The organism is Mesorhizobium sp. M8A.F.Ca.ET.181.01.1.1 (assembly GCF_004792025.1).
Classification (GTDB): Bacteria; Pseudomonadota; Alphaproteobacteria; order Rhizobiales; family Rhizobiaceae; genus Mesorhizobium.
Genome location: NZ_SRTV01000001.1, coordinates 1,402,182 through 1,416,349, shown reverse-complemented (window position 1 = coordinate 1,416,349; position 14,168 = coordinate 1,402,182). Strand labels below are relative to the sequence as shown.

General features: G+C 58.6%; 13 protein-coding genes. 5 read left to right on the top strand and 8 right to left on the bottom strand.

The window, feature by feature from the left end; genetic code table 11:
* Positions 1 to 129: 129 nt before the first annotated feature.
* The 8 genes from EN824_RS06900 to EN824_RS06865 form a co-directional block, all read right to left on the bottom strand.
* Positions 130 to 939, bottom strand: a complete 810-nt coding sequence (locus tag EN824_RS06900) for a transporter (RefSeq protein WP_127277768.1) — start codon at positions 937 to 939, stop codon at positions 130 to 132.
* Positions 940 to 1,155: 216 nt separating this feature from the next.
* Positions 1,156 to 1,824, bottom strand: coding sequence for a DUF202 domain-containing protein (locus EN824_RS35870; RefSeq protein ID WP_127277767.1), 669 nt, complete (start codon positions 1,822 to 1,824; stop codon positions 1,156 to 1,158).
* A gap of 78 nt (positions 1,825 to 1,902) precedes the next feature.
* Entirely contained in the window at positions 1,903 to 2,865 is a 963-nt protein-coding gene (locus EN824_RS06890) for an HAD family hydrolase (RefSeq protein ID WP_245520951.1), read from the bottom strand.
* 129 nt (positions 2,866 to 2,994) lie between these two features.
* Positions 2,995 to 3,762: a transporter gene (locus tag EN824_RS06885; protein ID WP_189343672.1), complete on the bottom strand. Its 768-nt coding sequence runs from the start codon at positions 3,760 to 3,762 to the stop codon at positions 2,995 to 2,997.
* Between the two features lie 40 nt (positions 3,763 to 3,802).
* A complete protein-coding gene (locus EN824_RS06880; protein WP_127276852.1) occupies positions 3,803 to 4,201 on the bottom strand; it encodes a DUF1622 domain-containing protein in 399 nt (132 codons plus the stop codon).
* Between the two features lies 1 nt (position 4,202).
* The gene (locus tag EN824_RS06875; protein WP_127276828.1) at positions 4,203 to 5,111 is read right to left on the bottom strand and encodes a formylglycine-generating enzyme family protein; all 909 of its coding nucleotides are present in this window, start codon (positions 5,109 to 5,111) and stop codon (positions 4,203 to 4,205) included.
* Between the two features lie 50 nt (positions 5,112 to 5,161).
* The gene (locus EN824_RS06870) at positions 5,162 to 6,058 is read right to left on the bottom strand and encodes a bile acid:sodium symporter (protein WP_135932012.1); all 897 of its coding nucleotides are present in this window, start codon (positions 6,056 to 6,058) and stop codon (positions 5,162 to 5,164) included.
* A gap of 141 nt (positions 6,059 to 6,199) precedes the next feature.
* Positions 6,200 to 8,530: an arylsulfatase gene (locus EN824_RS06865; RefSeq protein ID WP_127276832.1), complete on the bottom strand. Its 2,331-nt coding sequence runs from the start codon at positions 8,528 to 8,530 to the stop codon at positions 6,200 to 6,202.
* A 317-nt stretch (positions 8,531 to 8,847) separates the two neighbouring features.
* On the opposite strand from EN824_RS06865, the gene EN824_RS06860 reads away from it, so the two are divergent.
* From EN824_RS06860 to EN824_RS06840, 5 genes are all read left to right on the top strand, one after another.
* Positions 8,848 to 10,680, top strand: a complete 1,833-nt coding sequence (locus EN824_RS06860; protein ID WP_189522128.1) for an ATP-binding protein — start codon at positions 8,848 to 8,850, stop codon at positions 10,678 to 10,680.
* On the top strand, positions 10,677 to 11,282 hold the full coding sequence (locus tag EN824_RS06855) for a response regulator (protein ID WP_135932010.1): 606 nt from the start codon (positions 10,677 to 10,679) through the stop codon (positions 11,280 to 11,282). Before EN824_RS06860 ends, EN824_RS06855 begins: the two co-directional genes overlap by 4 nt.
* Before the next feature lie 61 nt (positions 11,283 to 11,343).
* Positions 11,344 to 11,715, top strand: a complete 372-nt coding sequence (locus EN824_RS06850; RefSeq protein WP_135915923.1) for a response regulator — start codon at positions 11,344 to 11,346, stop codon at positions 11,713 to 11,715.
* 116 nt (positions 11,716 to 11,831) lie between these two features.
* On the top strand, positions 11,832 to 13,172 hold the full coding sequence (locus EN824_RS06845; protein ID WP_135932009.1) for a DUF3300 domain-containing protein: 1,341 nt from the start codon (positions 11,832 to 11,834) through the stop codon (positions 13,170 to 13,172).
* Positions 13,173 to 13,195: 23 nt separating this feature from the next.
* Positions 13,196 to 14,140, top strand: a complete 945-nt coding sequence (locus EN824_RS06840; RefSeq protein WP_135932008.1) for a DUF2950 family protein — start codon at positions 13,196 to 13,198, stop codon at positions 14,138 to 14,140.
* Positions 14,141 to 14,168: the final 28 nt, after the last annotated feature.

The following is a 14,168-nucleotide window of genomic DNA, read 5'->3' as shown; positions in this document are numbered from 1 at the left end:
AGATTCTTGTTCGGGCTCCTGGTTGCCACAGCCCCCATCGCGTAACCGCTGGCTGCCACCGGCAGCTCGGCATCCTGGGCCGCGGGTTTCACAGTTCATGGTTCGTCGAAACTGTGCTTGCCCGGTCATTCATTTCTTCGGAAACAGGAATGTGATGCCTGTTCTGAAGCCGAATCCCTCCGCTCCCCCGTCCGGGCTAACAGCCCAGTACCGCACTCCCGCCTGCAGGCTGACTGGCTGGCTGCCGAACTTCACCAGCTTGCTAACTGTAAAATTGACCGGCACCGACCAGTCTTCCTTGACCCAGTCATAAGTAGACTCGGTATTAAGAGCGAACGTCCAAGCATCTGCCGTGGTGTATGATAGGAAAGGTTGGAGGAAGGTTGCGTTGACGTCGCTCCTGTCCTCGTCGCCTGCAAACGACCAGATGTGGTTGGCCAGCATGCCATATGTCCAGGGACCTGACTGCTTAAGCACGACGCCTGTCGGGCCAACTCCCCATTTCTGACCGCCCAGCATCGCGTCAGTGCCGGTTGGCAGCAGAAGGACCGGACCCACGCCCCAGACGAGACCGCCCGGACCAGGAGCCTTGGGCGAGAAGAATAGGCTCTGGACTGTATCGCCAAGTCCGAACTGGCTGCCTGAATCGCCAGCGATGTCGTCCTGCCACGTGACCGGCAGTACGGTGCGTGAGATTAAGTTCCAGTCGTCGTTCAATGATATTGGGATCACCGGCTGGATGTTGATCACCGACCTGGACCCATCGTCAGGCCCATAGCCCCTGTCGTAGTTGTACTGAAAGGGCACGCTGATGAGCGAGGCGATCGGATTCGATAACTTCTTTGCGAGATCGGCGTCTTGAGAAAATACTTCACCAGTCGACAAGAGCACGATAGCGAACAAGAGAAGCACTGTTCTCGAGGCTGCCTTTCGGCTCATGAAATTCTCCCAAAGCCGCGGTCTAGCTTCACCTGTCACCGACATCAGGCGGCGCTTGATGACATCGCATGAAACCTGAGTCGCTGGACCAATTCAATCGCCGGCGCCTTCCAAGACCCGTCGAGGATAGGTTCCTTGCCCCAATAGGCGCGGATGTAGAGCGAGACCGTGCAATCCGGGCGGGCAGTCAGTTCGCCTCCTTATCCGCGCCGGGCGTCATCCCTGGAACGGACCGATCTGGAAGAGCATACTGACGATTGCAGCTATCCCGACGACGAGCAGTATCACGGCTGTGATCAAGGTGACCGATGGGGGGAAATGGCTCTCGCCATGGATCAACTCTTCGGCGCGCATCGCGTTTCTCTCATGGCGCAAGCCGATCATGAATTGCAAGTGGTAGAATATGCCGAAGATCAGCATGACGATGCCAAGCAGCACCAGTGTAATGCCAAAATTGAGCGGTGCGCCAGCCTGGGTGAGCGTCCCGGCATTCTTCAGCTTCTGGAACACCTGATAGATTGTGAACCCGAAACTGATGAGAGAAAGCGAGGTGCGGATCACCGACATGAGCGTGCGCTCCGCGCTCATGCGCGTGCGCTGAAATGACATGCCGGTGCGCCGCATGGACATCTCGGTGCGGTCGGTCGACAAGTCCGTTCGATGGATAGACAGGTCTGTTCTGAATTCGGACAGCGAGGTCCGGTGCTCCGAAAGGCCGGTCCTGTGATTGGACAATTCGGTTCGGTAATGAGAGTACTTGGTGGAGGCCAGATCCGATCTTGATTCGTCGACCTTGGGAATCGGTGGGACCGGCGTCACGGGAAGCCGCTCGGGACGGACAAGTTGGCTCGTCTCGGTAGGTGTCTTGCCGGTCGTTTCGCTCATGACAACTTCCTTTCAGCTTGAATGATCTTGGCCGTCCTCACCAAGATCGATTCTTCCCGCCTCTACCTTCCAGCCGATCTATTTCACCGCCGGATAGACCGTCTGCCAGTCACTCTTCATGTCGACGATGGTCCAGCCTCTTCGGACGCCTTCATCGAGCGCGGTGTCGAGCTTTCCGATGTTGGACTGGCGGTCGTAGGCCCATTCACGTTCGGCATCCGTGTGATGCACAAGTCCAATGAAGCGAGCTCCGTCGCCCGCCGCCGTCCATTCAAGCATCTGCTGGTCGCCGTCCGAATTGCCGAAGGCCAGGATCGGCCGCCTCCCGATGAAGCGGTTGATCCCGACAGGCTTGCCCGGACCATCATCGACGAACTCGACCTTGGCCTCCTTGGCGAGCACCAGCTTTCCGTCCCTGTCCTCGAGCTTCACGACGCCGGACGAGCCGACGACCTGTTCGGGCGGAATACCATAGGCCTCCTCGGCAAAGACCCGCATGAACTCGACACCGCCGCCAGAGACGATGAAGGTTTTGAAGCCGTTGGCCCGCAGGTAGGTGAGCAACTCCAGTTGCGGCTCGTAGACAAGCTCATTGTAGGGGCGATCGAAGCGCGGATGGCGTGCGCTCGCTAGCCAACCGGCCACAATCTTGGAAAAGTCCTCGGTCGTCATGCCGGCATGGGTCACAGCCAGGATTTCCATCAGGCCTTTCTCACCAGACGCCATGAGGCCTTTCGGATCGCCCTTCAATGCCGACTTGAAGGGCTCTGTTTCCTTCCATTCGGGGTGATCGGGGGCCATGGCCTTGATGCGGTCGAGCGCGAAGGCAAGCTGGAAATAGACCGGCTGCTCGGACCACAGCGTGCCGTCATTGTCGAACACGGCGATACGCTCAGCCGGCTTGACGAAATCGGCGCCACCGTCCTGCGTGACCTTGGCGACGAACTGCGTGATGGCCACCTTGACCGGGCCGTCTTTCCAGGACGGCAGCGGATCTGATTGCGCCCAGGTGGCACCAGCCAACGCTGTTAGCAGAAGCAACGACGCGGCCAGTGCTTTCAGTAACCGGCCGAATTGTGGGTGCGTGGCTCTCGACAACTCGAACAAGGGTCCCCTACGTCCGGTTAATGCCATGGCAAGTCGCTGCAGCATTGCTCTCGACTCCTTCAGCTACTTCGGGAACAGCAATGTGACGACGCCACGAAAACCCCAACCCTCCGGGCCGCTCTCTGGACTTGTCATCCAGTAGCGCGTGCCAACGCTGAGGCTAACGGGCTGATTGCCGAACTTCACAAGCTTCGCGACGGACAGGTTGATCGGCACCGACCATTGGTGGCTGGCCCAGTCATAGGTGCTTTCGGTGTTGAGGCCGAATGTCCAGGCATCGGCGGTGGTGTAAGAGAGGAAGGGCTGCAGAAAGGTCGCATTGATTTCGCTGCGATCGCTATCGCCGGCGAAGGACCAGATCTGGTTGGCGAGCATGCCGAAGGTCCAAGGGCCGGCCTGCTTGAGGGCCACGGCTGTCGGACCAGCTCCCCACTTCCCTCCACCGAGAAGGTCGTCGGTTGCGGTCGGCAACAGCATCACCGGCCCGACCCCCCATATGACGCCGCCGGGTCCCGGCGCCTTGGGCGAGAAGAAGAGGCTCTGGGTGACGTCGCCCAGGCCCGATTGCGAGCCCGACGGTCCGGCGATGTCATCCTGCGTGATGATCGGCAGGATCGTTCGCGAGATCAGGTTCCAGTTGTCATTGAGAGAAATCGGAACCACCGGCTGTATATTGAGCGTTGCACGGTAGCCGTCGTCCGGTCCGAACCCGGAATCGTAGTTGAACTGGAACGGTACGCTGATCAGTGAAGCAATCGGATTGCTAAGTTGCTTTGCAAGATCAGCATCGTCTGCCAGGGCTTGCACCGGCAACAGCATGGCAACTACCATCGCAACGCCCGCAAGAAATCGGAAGGGTTTTGCCATCGCACTATCCTTTTTCGGCACCGGGTGACCTGAGATGAACCGCCTTTGCCTCTTCTGCGGTCATCGCTTGCTCCGTCTCCTCCGAGAGGTCGCGTCCAAGAAAATAGTTGAGGAAAGTACGGACGACCGCAATCGCCGCCAGACGCCCGATGTCTTCCCAACTCGGAGTCAAGGCCGACTCGATGATATCCGAGGCGAGTTGAAAGGTCAGGCCGGCGACAAGCCAGCGCGCGTAGCGCATCCAGATTTGGTGATATAGCTGCCGCCGTTTAGTGACGGCCGCCCGACAGGCCCCCCAAAAAGCCTCCAATGTCCCGTAGACGACAATCAGCAGAGCCATAAAGTCGATCAGAAGGATCGAGACCTCGGTGAGTTGCGCGAAGGTTTCTCGAACAGCCTCCATTTCAATCATCCAGGCGACGAATGAGACGAAAGCCGAGATGCGAGACCGAGGTGTCTATCGGCTGTGCCATTCGTGCCGCTGGCCGATATCGCCTGCAATAGTTCGGGGCGCATAGATGTGAGCCCCCCTTTGTCACCCTGCGCGGTATCGCGGCGGGATCGCGCGGATCCCGGCTCGCCTCACGGTCGCCGCCCCGCGGGTTGGAGACCGTGCAGCATGGGCTATCGATCCTGCGGTGATCCCGATACCAGTCGGACGTCCATTCCCAGACATTGCCCGCCATGTCGTGGAGGCCGTAGCCGTTTGCTGGAAAGGAGCCCACAGGCGCTGTGTATTCGAAGCCGTCTTCCACCGTGTTGCGATATGGGAATTCGCCCTGCCACGTATTGGCCATGTGCACGCCGCCGGGCGTTAGTTCGTCGCCCCATGTGAACTCGGCGCCTTCCAGCCCACCGCGAGCAGCGAATTCCCATTCCGCCTCGGTCGGCAGCTGCATGCCGGCCCATCGGGCATACGCCTCGGCATCCTCATAGGCGATATGGACGACGGGATGGTCCTTGAGCTTGGCGATCGAGCTGGCCGGTCCACGCGGATGGCGCCAGTTCGCACCGGGTACGTAGGTCCACCAATTGTACTGATTGCGGACATCGACCGGGCCCGCGGGCTTGCGGAAGACGGTCGAGGACGGTGACAACATCTCCGGTAGCGCTTCAGGATAATCATCCGGATTGGCAGACTTCTCGGCCAACGTGACATGGCCGGTCTCCGAGACGAATTTTTCGAAATCCCGGTTGGTCACCGCGAACCGGCCGATCCAGAAGCCGTCGACCTTCACACGATGCGCCGGCGCCTCTTCCGGGTAGTGGGCATCGGACCCCATCAGGAACGTCCCGGCAGGTATCCACACCATGTCCCTTCCCGCGGGACTGCTTTCGGAAGCGCGCGGGCGGATTGCGGCACTCATCGGCCAACCCTATTCGTCTGCCGGTCCGATTCGACGGTGGCGGCTTTGTCATGTAGCGCCCTGCGCCACCGCACATACGGAATAGACACGATCGCCCCGATGACCAGATGCCAAAGCATCACCGCCAAGGCTGCCTTCTCGTCCGGAAAATTCAGGCTTGCGATCGCCATCGCAACGGCCGGATGACGGGTGCCCGTGGCGAGAGCGAGCACGGTTCGATCGTCGGGATCTGGCCCGCCAAGCAAGTGGCCGACGAAAAGCCCCAGGGCCGTGAACAGTGCCAGGAGTACAATCACACCGTTGCCGACCTGCCCCCAGAAGGTCACGCCGCTGGTGAAGACGACTGGAATAGCTGCGACCACGAGGAGGATGACCGCGAAAAGCGAGATCGGCCCGGCTATTCGCGCCGCCAGTGCCGGAAGCAGGCGGCGAACGAGCACGCCTACAAGCAGGGGAGCGATCACCGTCACGAGAACGGGCCGCAGCACGCGTGCCGGGGGCATGTAATACTCAGCGTGAAATAAGCTTCCCACAATCCCGATCGAGATGGGCACCAGCGCAATCGCCGCGATGGACGCCACGATGAGGAGGCTAAGGGCGAATGATTGCGTTCCGCCCGCCTTGGTCTGCTTGCCTGGAAGGATCGGCGGAACCGGCGAAACCGCCAAGGCGATCAGCGCGATCTTGATTTCGATAGCGAGGGGAAAGAGCAAGGCTACACCGACGGCGAAGATCAGCATGATGATGTTCATGGAGATGATCGATCGGATCATCTCGCCGGGCCGCTTGACCAGATAGAGCAGATCGCCTGTCGCCGCCTTCAGACCCAGTGCAAACACCAGCGCCACGAGACTGACTGTGATGCCAAGTTTAATTAGCTCTTGAACGGTCATCGATCTGCTCGTTTCCGAAACTGCGGAGCGTCAGTCCATTTCTGATGCATCGCTGCCTCAGATTGTTCTGATGTCGTTAAGGATAGACTTCTGGAGGTCGACGGCGCCTTTCCGCCGACCTCCATGTCCGCAACTCGGTGGCTAATCGACAGCCATGGCCGCCGCCGCCAGTTTCTCGAGATCAAGGTATTGCCCCTTCTCGACAGTCACGCCGACGAACTTGATCGTACCGCCCTTGAATTGGCCAGGAGACTTGTATTTCTCACTCACCGCATCGCCGCTGTCCCGGCCGATGCAGAGGCCGTCGCCGGAGAGCGTGAACTTGCCGAGTTGGGTCTTCATATCGCCCTGTGCCACGACTTCATCGTTAACGTACAGGGTGGTCTTGCCAAGCGACTCGCCGTGCGGCCCCGGCTTCTTGTCGCGGATGAACTCCATTCCAAACGTGTATTTGCCAGGCTTGAGTTGCTTGGAGACGAAGGTCTGTTCCGGCTTGATGCCAAGGAAATTGTAGACGTAGTGCAGTTTCATATCCTTGATGAACAAGCTATGGCCGCCGAAGCGTGAGCCATGGGCGAAGATCACCCCCTCGCATTTGTCCCCGAGCTCCACATCGGCGAGGATCTTGTAGCTACGACCCCGCACATTGACCGCAACGCCTTCCGGCACCGGCGAAGTGCCGGGGTAATAGATGTAGCGTTCCCTCGGTGGCTCCTCGCTCGGACGTTCGATGCCGAGAAGCTCCGCGGCGCTGCGATCGTCAAGCGGAAGAACCATGTTCTTCTCCGCTTCCTCGTCCCATGCTTTGATCAGGGCCTTGAGCTTGTCGGGATGCTGCTTGGCAAGGTTGTTGGATTCCGAGCGATCCACATCAGTGTGATAAAGTTCCCACTCATCCTTGTCGAAATGGCCCTTGCCCGTCAGGGGAGCATGAAGGGCTGCCGCTTTCCAACCGTTTTCCCACATGCCGCGCGTGCCGAGCATCGCGTAGTACTGGCGCGTCTTCTTCGTCGGCGCATCGGCTTTGGCCTCGAACGAATAACGCATCGAGACTCCTGAGATCGGCCATTGTTCAGCGCCACGGAAGGTTTTGGGCATCTCGACGCCACAGACATCGAGGATCGTGGGTACGATGTCCGTACAGTGATGATATTGGTTGCGCACCTCCCCCTTCGCCTTGATGCCCTTCGGCCAGGAGATAACCAGCGGGCAGCAGGTGCCACCGGCATATTCGGAATAACGCTTGAACATCTGGTAGGGCGTCGAGAACGCCGCGGCCCAGCCGGTCGGGTAATGATTGTAGGTTTCGGGGCCGCCGAGAACGTCAAGATACTGCAGGTTCTCCGACAGTTCGTCGGGATAGTTGTTGAAGAACTTGTTCTCGTTGACCGAACCATTCGGGCTGCCTTCGCCGGAGGCACCATTGTCCGAGCAATAAAAAACGATCGTGTTGTCGAGCTGACCGCTTTCCTGCAGATAGTCGACCAAGCGACCGACCTGGACGTCCGTGTATTCGGAGAAGCCAGCATAGACCTCCGCCATGCGCGAGAACAGCTTTTTCTCGTCGGCGTTCAGTTCGGCCCACGGCCGCACGGCATCGCCCGGATTGGCCACCTCCTTGGGGAGCGGGTTGAACGGAGTGAGCTTGGTGTCTTTTGGCAGAAGACCCTTCTCGATCATGCGCGGGAGAACCCATTCGCGATAGGCTTCGTAGCCCTTGTCGAACTTGCCTTTGTACTTGTCGATATATTCCTTCGGTGCGTGGTGCGGGGCGTGATTGGCGCCCGGGCATAGCCACATGAACCAGGGTTTTGATGGATTGGAAGCCTTCTGGTCACGGATCATCTGCATCGCCTGATCGACCAGATCTTTCGACAGGTGATAACCTTCCTCGGGGCTGTAGGGTTGGTCGATGAACTTGTTGTCCTCGACGAGGTCCGGATACCACTGGTTGGTTTCGCCGCCCACGAAGCCGTAGAAGCGGTCGAAGCCCTTCTGGATGGGCCACTCCGACTTCGTGCCGCCCGCACAGATATCCTGTTCAGGAACGTTGTGTTCCTTGCCAAGCCAGAACGTGGTCCAGCCCGCCCCCTGCAGCATGTGGCCGATCGACATGCATTCTTCCGGTACGCGGCCGCTCCAGCCCGGGAAGCCCTGTGCGCCTTCGGTGATGCACGACATACCGTTCAGATGGTGGTTGCGGCCGGTAAGGAAGGTAGACCGGGTCGGCGAGCAGAGCGCAGTCGTGTGCCATTGCGAATAGGTCAGGCCATTGTCCGCGAGTTTCTGCAAGGTGGGCATGTTGATAGCGCCGCCATAGGGCGACCAGGCCGCCTGGCCCGTGTCGTCGTAGAGGACAATCAGGACATTCGGCGCTCCTTTTGGCGCACTCGGCGGTAGGTACGGCCCCCAATCTGGCTTGGAATCTCGTACGTCGAGCTTGATGACGCCTTTGAACGGTTTCTTCGACATGATCTATCTCCGTTGTTCGCCGTGATCTCACATAATTGTTCCGAAAATTCTGGTTAAGGATAGTGGGACCTAGGACTCACAGAGCGTGGTGCCGCTGTCTATATGCGTGTCGGCTAAAAGATGAATTCAGCGATGAAAAATACATTCAATGAGCTGAACTAGGTTACAGTTAGAAAGTGCGCTGTAACTGCAACACGCTGGCCGAGTAGGACGACCTCGGCTATGATTTTTCAGACATGCGGTGCGCTGAAATGGAATCTTTGGTATCATCTGTCTTGGCGATGCGAATTCGCCGAGAAGTATGTTGGCGATGGTCAATGGTTTTCTGGTTGGCAATCGGCATTGCTGACCAGCCAAGCCTAGTTTTTGCTCGAGAATCTAGTGGGATGCATCGCGTCCTGATCGTCTACGAGAACGAAAGCACCCAGGTTGCGGCGGTCGAGATCGCACGTGGACTCCACAAAGACCTTGACGATCGCGATCCAACGCAGTTCGAAATCTACTCTGAGTATCTCGACAATGCCCGCTTTCCCGATCCGGGAAATCTCCCTCGCATAGCGGCCCAACTGAGCGCCAAATACCGCGACATGAAACCGGATGTCGCAATTGCCGCCGGCCCCACGGCACTGCGCTTCATGCTCGACCATCGCAGGGAGATCGCTCCGGGAGCTCCATTGCTGTTCGGGGCTGTCGCAGCAGATGCGGTCACCCAGTTGGCATTGCCGCCCGACGTCAAAGGTATCGTCACCAGGTTCGATCTCAAACAGACAATGACGTTGGCGCGCCGGCTGCAGCCGAATGCCAGACATGCGGTTGTCATCTCCGGCTCGTCGGCGTTCGACAAGCGATGGGAAGCTACCGCCAGAGCCGATCTTGGCGACAGGTACGACGGCTTCGACATCCGCTACCTGTCCGGTCTGAGGCTCGACGGCTTCGCGGATGCTGTTGCAAGACTATCTCCCGACACTGCCGTCCTCATCCTGACGATCTTTCAAGATCCGGATGGCCGGAACTTCGTCCCGCGCAATGCCACGGCAGAGATTGCGCGGGTATCGGCTGCGCCAGTCTACGCCGTCTACGACACATACCTCGATCATGGCGTCCTGGGTGGCTACATGAGCACATTCCAAGAGCAAGGCGAGCAGCTTGCCGCCCTTGTCACTCACCAAATCGCAGGCGAAGCGAACTTACCGCAGATCACCCCCCTGGTCATCCGGCCAATCGTCGACTGGAGGGAGATCCGGCGCTTCCTGATCGATCCTGGCCTGCTGCCGCCTGACGCCGAGATACGGTTCCGGGCGCCTTCACTGTGGGATGAGCATCGAACCGCGATACTGGTATCGATCGCGATGCTGCTTCTCCAGTCTGGCACGATAGTCGCTCTTGGCATACAAGCCCATCTGCGCAAGAAGGCGGAGGCGGAGGTCAACGCCGGGCACACCAAGCTGGTACACCTGTCTCGCACGTCGCTCCTCGGAGAGCTGTCGGGCGCGTTTGCGCATGAACTGAACCAGCCCCTCACATCTATTATGGCCAATGCGGAGGTCGGCAAACAGCTGCTCGAAAGCAGCGATCCAAGCCTCACGGAGGTGAGCGACATTCTTTCGGATATCATCGCGGATGATGAGCGTGCAGCGGAAATCATTCGTCAGCTCAGGCGCTTGCTGACGACGCATGAGGTAGCACTAGAACCTGTTGATCTTAATCACATTACTGTCGCCACGCTGGCGCTCGTCAAAAGTGAACTTCTAATTAAGCAAACAGCGGTGGCGTTCAAACGGGCGAATTCGAGTGTTCGGATTCTTGGCAATGCCGCGCAGCTTCAACAAGTAGTCCTGAATATTATTATCAATGCCCTTGACGCCACCTCGCATTTGCCGCCATCGGCCCGAATGATCGAGGTCGCCGTTCGGACGGACGGACGGACGGGTGAGGTTACGGTGACCGACAATGGCTGCGGACTGACGCCCGAGTTCATGGAGGGTGCCTTCCAGCCGTTCGTGAGCACAAAATCCAACGGACTGGGACTGGGCCTGGCAATTTGCCGCTCCATTGCGCAAGCGCATGGTGGCGCTCTCGAATTCGATCCCGAATATTTAGCCGGTGCCCGCATTATCCTTTCGCTGCCACTTCGAAGGAGTGCCTCATGACTGATGCGATGTTTCAAGTCAGCCTGATCGACGATGACGTCCAGGTTCTCAAAGCCCTTTCGCGGCTGCTTTCCATTGCCGGATATCAGGTTCAGACTTTCACCGACGCCGAAACATTCCTTGACGAACATGACCCACTTCTTCCTGGTTGCGCGGTGGTCGACCTGCATCTGCCGGGGAAGAGCGGCTTCGAGATTCAGGAGGCACTGGATGCGTGCGGCCGGCCGGTTGTTTTCCTAACAGGCCAAGGCAATGTTCCTGCCAGCGTACGGGCGATGCGGGCGGGCGCGCAGGATTTTCTCGAAAAACCGGTAAATACTCAAACCTTGCTCGCTGCCGTTGAACAGGCAAGGTTGGTGGACGTCGCGAGACGTCGGAACTTTCAGGATCAGGAAGATCTCAAGAAGCGGGTCTCGCGACTGACGGCACGGGAACGCCAGGTATTGGACCAGGTGGTGGCTGGACGTTTCAACAAGCAGATCGCGGGTGATCTTGGGATCGTCGAGAAAACGGTCAAGGTGCACCGTGGTCGGATGATGCACAAGATGGGCGTGCGCACGGTTGCCGATCTGGTAAGGATCGTCGAGCACTTTAACGCTTGATCGTCCAAGTTAGACCGAAGGCCAACTACGCGGCCATGGTCAATTGGCGTACAGATCGGTGATGGCGACCGCCAACCCAATCATAGCGATCGTAGATGACGACGATTCTGTAAGACGCGCTCTCAAGCGTCTCCTATTTTCGCTCTCCTATGAGTCGATCGCGTTTTCATCCGGGGAAGCCTTCCTCGAAAGCTTAGAGATTACTATGCCGAGCTGCGTTCTTCTCGACCTACATATGCCAGGCCTCAACGGTCTGCAGGTAATTGAGGCCATGCGCTCCAGGAACAAAAACATTCCAGTGATCGTGATTACGGCCAACCCGCAACCAGAGATGCGCAAGCGCAGCATTGCCGCCGGCGCAGTGGCTTATTTGTCGAAGCCGCTAGGGCGCGAGGGGATGCTCTCGGCGATACAGAGCACAATCGCGGACTGACGGAGCGACGAATGAACCATTGTGTCCGCGCGGCATGCCTTTCTCGAGCAGCATCGCATTGGCGAGAGTTTGCGAGGGGAAGCGGTGAAGGATTGGTCCAAGGAGGCAAGAACCAGATGGGCACACAACCACGAAAGAACATCCGCAAATTTATCTTGACGGCCACCACGATGCTTGTGTTCGCGATCGCCGGTGTGCCAGCGGTAGTCTGTGCCCAGGAACAAACGGCGGCAGCCGCTCCGCAAGGCGCGAGCGCACCCGGGCAACTGAGCGCCGATGAGATGGAAGTGCTCGTCGCCCGGATCGCTCTTTATCCCGACGATCTTGTGGCCCTGATTACCTCGGCCTCTCTCTATCCGCTTCAGATCGTCGAAGCATCCCGGTTTCTAGAGCAGGCCAAGGGAAATTCCTCGTTGAAGCCAAAGGACGACTGGGACGGCAGCGTGATATCCCTCCTGAACTACCCCGATATCGTCAAGATGATGAGCAATGACCTCGACTGGACGCAGCAACTCGGCGGTGCGGTCGCCGACCAGCAGAAGGACCTGCTGATCGCCATTCAGACTTTGCGCGATAAGGCGGTCGCGGATGGCATCATCAAGAGCGATGACAAGGTCACGGTCGTCCAGCAGAACGACAATGTCGTCATCCAAGCAGCCAACCCCGAGAAGATCTATGTGCCGCAATACGAGCCGCGAATGCTTTACGAGGAAGGCTACGCAACCGCGCCGATCCGCTACTATCCGGATCCCTACCCCAACTATTACTACCCGACAGCACCCTACTTCGCGGGCTTCGTGACCGGTGCCGTGTTTGGAGCGGTCGTCGATTGGGACAGATGGGGGGTCTGGGGCGGTCGATTTGATGGCAACGACATCAATATTGATTGCGACCATTGCTTCAACGGCATGGATCGAAACGGCAAAGTCAATTTCAATGATGTCGACTGGAAGAACGTCGACCGCAGCAAGATCAAGTTTGACCACAACCAGTTCGCAAACATGGACAAGACCAACATCCGCAACCGGGTCGAAACGGGCGGCAATAACGACATCCGCACCAAGGCGAAGTCCGTGCGATCCAACGCCGCGAATGTCGACCGCTCCAGGGTGACTCCCTCAGCTATCAAGGACGTTAGGGCCAATAAAATGGCGGGTGATCGAACGCATCAGGGCGGGATGGGAAGCCGTTCGAATGCGGACAGCAAAATCGGCCATCACGCGATGGCGGGAAAACGTGACGCCCGTCCCAGCCGCCCTTCGGGGCTCGGAGAAGTCCGCCCCCGCAGCGCTGCCAATCTTCACTCCAAACGTGGCGGTAGTGCAATGGGAGGCGGCCATCACGCAAGCCGGCCGCAACTCAGCGGACCGCGGGGCGGCGGTGCTCACCTCCGTGGCGGACGTCCTGGTGGCGGCGGGGGACATGCACGCGTCCCACATCGTGGGCGCCATCGCTAGATCGAACAAATGGAGCTTTTGTCATGAGCTTGAACACGCGCTGCATGAAATTTCACTTGATAGCCACTACCGCGCTGGGACTTTTCCTTTCGGCTGGCCAGGTTGCATTTGCGGCTGAGGCAAACCTCGCCGTTCTGGTCGCCAATCAGCCGCCAACCGAATTCGACACGCTCGATGCCGCAACAGCCGCGTTCAAGGAGGCCGTGACCGCATCCGACCTCGATAAGCTGGCTTCCATCCTCGGCGTCAACGCCGGTCGTCTGAAAGCGACCGAAGGGGTTGAGGAAACGCTCGCTGCCATTAAGCAAGGTGTAGGAAAACGCATCGCGGTCGAGACGAAAGACGGCCGGAGCATCATTGACGTCGGCGAAGTCATGTGGCCGTTCCCCTTCCCGATCAACAAGACCGATAACGGCAAATTCGCCTTCGATCCCGTTGTCGGCGTTGAGGAAATCATCAACCGTCGCATAGGTGAAAACGAGATTCAGACGATCGAAACCGTCCGTGGATATGTCGACGCTCAGGAAGAGTACGCCAGCACGGATCACGATGGCGATGGGGTACTGGAATATGCCCAGAGGCTCGTCAGCAAACCCGGCAGAGCCGACGGCCTCTATTGGCCGGAGAACGAGAACCTGGGCGACAGTCCAGCCGCGCCGTATCTCGACTACGTCCAGTTCGACAAGGCGAAGGACAAGGGGTACTTCGGCTACCGCTTTAAGGTTCTCACCAGCCAGGGCAGCAATATCGCCGGGGGACCCTATGACTACGTCATCAACGGCAACATGATCGCGGGCTTTGCCTTGGTCGCGTGGCCAGTCAAGTACGGTGAGACAGGAGTAAACACCTTCGTGGTCAACCGCAATGGCATCGTTTATCAGGCAGATCTCGGGGATGCCACGGACAAAATCGCGCGCGGCATGAAGCAATTCAATCCCGGAGATCGATGGACCGTGACCGAGGATTGATATGGGGGACCAAGCTCGCACCGTCCCG

Bases quoted from the DNA above. Each gene is read 5' to 3' on its own strand.
- EN824_RS06900 (WP_127277768.1), bottom strand. From the start codon at position 939: ATGAGCCGAAAGGCAGCCTCGAGAACAGTGCTTCTCTTGTTCGCTATC.
- EN824_RS35870 (WP_127277767.1), bottom strand. From the start codon at position 1,824: ATGAGCGAAACGACCGGCAAGACACCTACCGAGACGAGCCAACTTGTC.
- EN824_RS06885 (WP_189343672.1), bottom strand. From the start codon at position 3,762: ATGGTAGTTGCCATGCTGTTGCCGGTGCAAGCCCTGGCAGACGATGCT.
- EN824_RS06880 (WP_127276852.1), bottom strand. From the start codon at position 4,201: ATGGAGGCTGTTCGAGAAACCTTCGCGCAACTCACCGAGGTCTCGATC.
- EN824_RS06875 (WP_127276828.1), bottom strand. From the start codon at position 5,111: ATGGTGTGGATACCTGCCGGGACGTTCCTGATGGGGTCCGATGCCCAC.
- EN824_RS06870 (WP_135932012.1), bottom strand. From the start codon at position 6,058: ATGACCGTTCAAGAGCTAATTAAACTTGGCATCACAGTCAGTCTCGTG.
- EN824_RS06865 (WP_127276832.1), bottom strand. From the start codon at position 8,530: ATGTCGAAGAAACCGTTCAAAGGCGTCATCAAGCTCGACGTACGAGAT.
- EN824_RS06860 (WP_189522128.1), top strand. From the start codon at position 8,848: ATGGTTTTCTGGTTGGCAATCGGCATTGCTGACCAGCCAAGCCTAGTT.
- EN824_RS06855 (WP_135932010.1), top strand. From the start codon at position 10,677: ATGACTGATGCGATGTTTCAAGTCAGCCTGATCGACGATGACGTCCAG.
- EN824_RS06850 (WP_135915923.1), top strand. From the start codon at position 11,344: ATGGCGACCGCCAACCCAATCATAGCGATCGTAGATGACGACGATTCT.
- EN824_RS06845 (WP_135932009.1), top strand. From the start codon at position 11,832: ATGGGCACACAACCACGAAAGAACATCCGCAAATTTATCTTGACGGCC.
- EN824_RS06840 (WP_135932008.1), top strand. From the start codon at position 13,196: ATGAGCTTGAACACGCGCTGCATGAAATTTCACTTGATAGCCACTACC.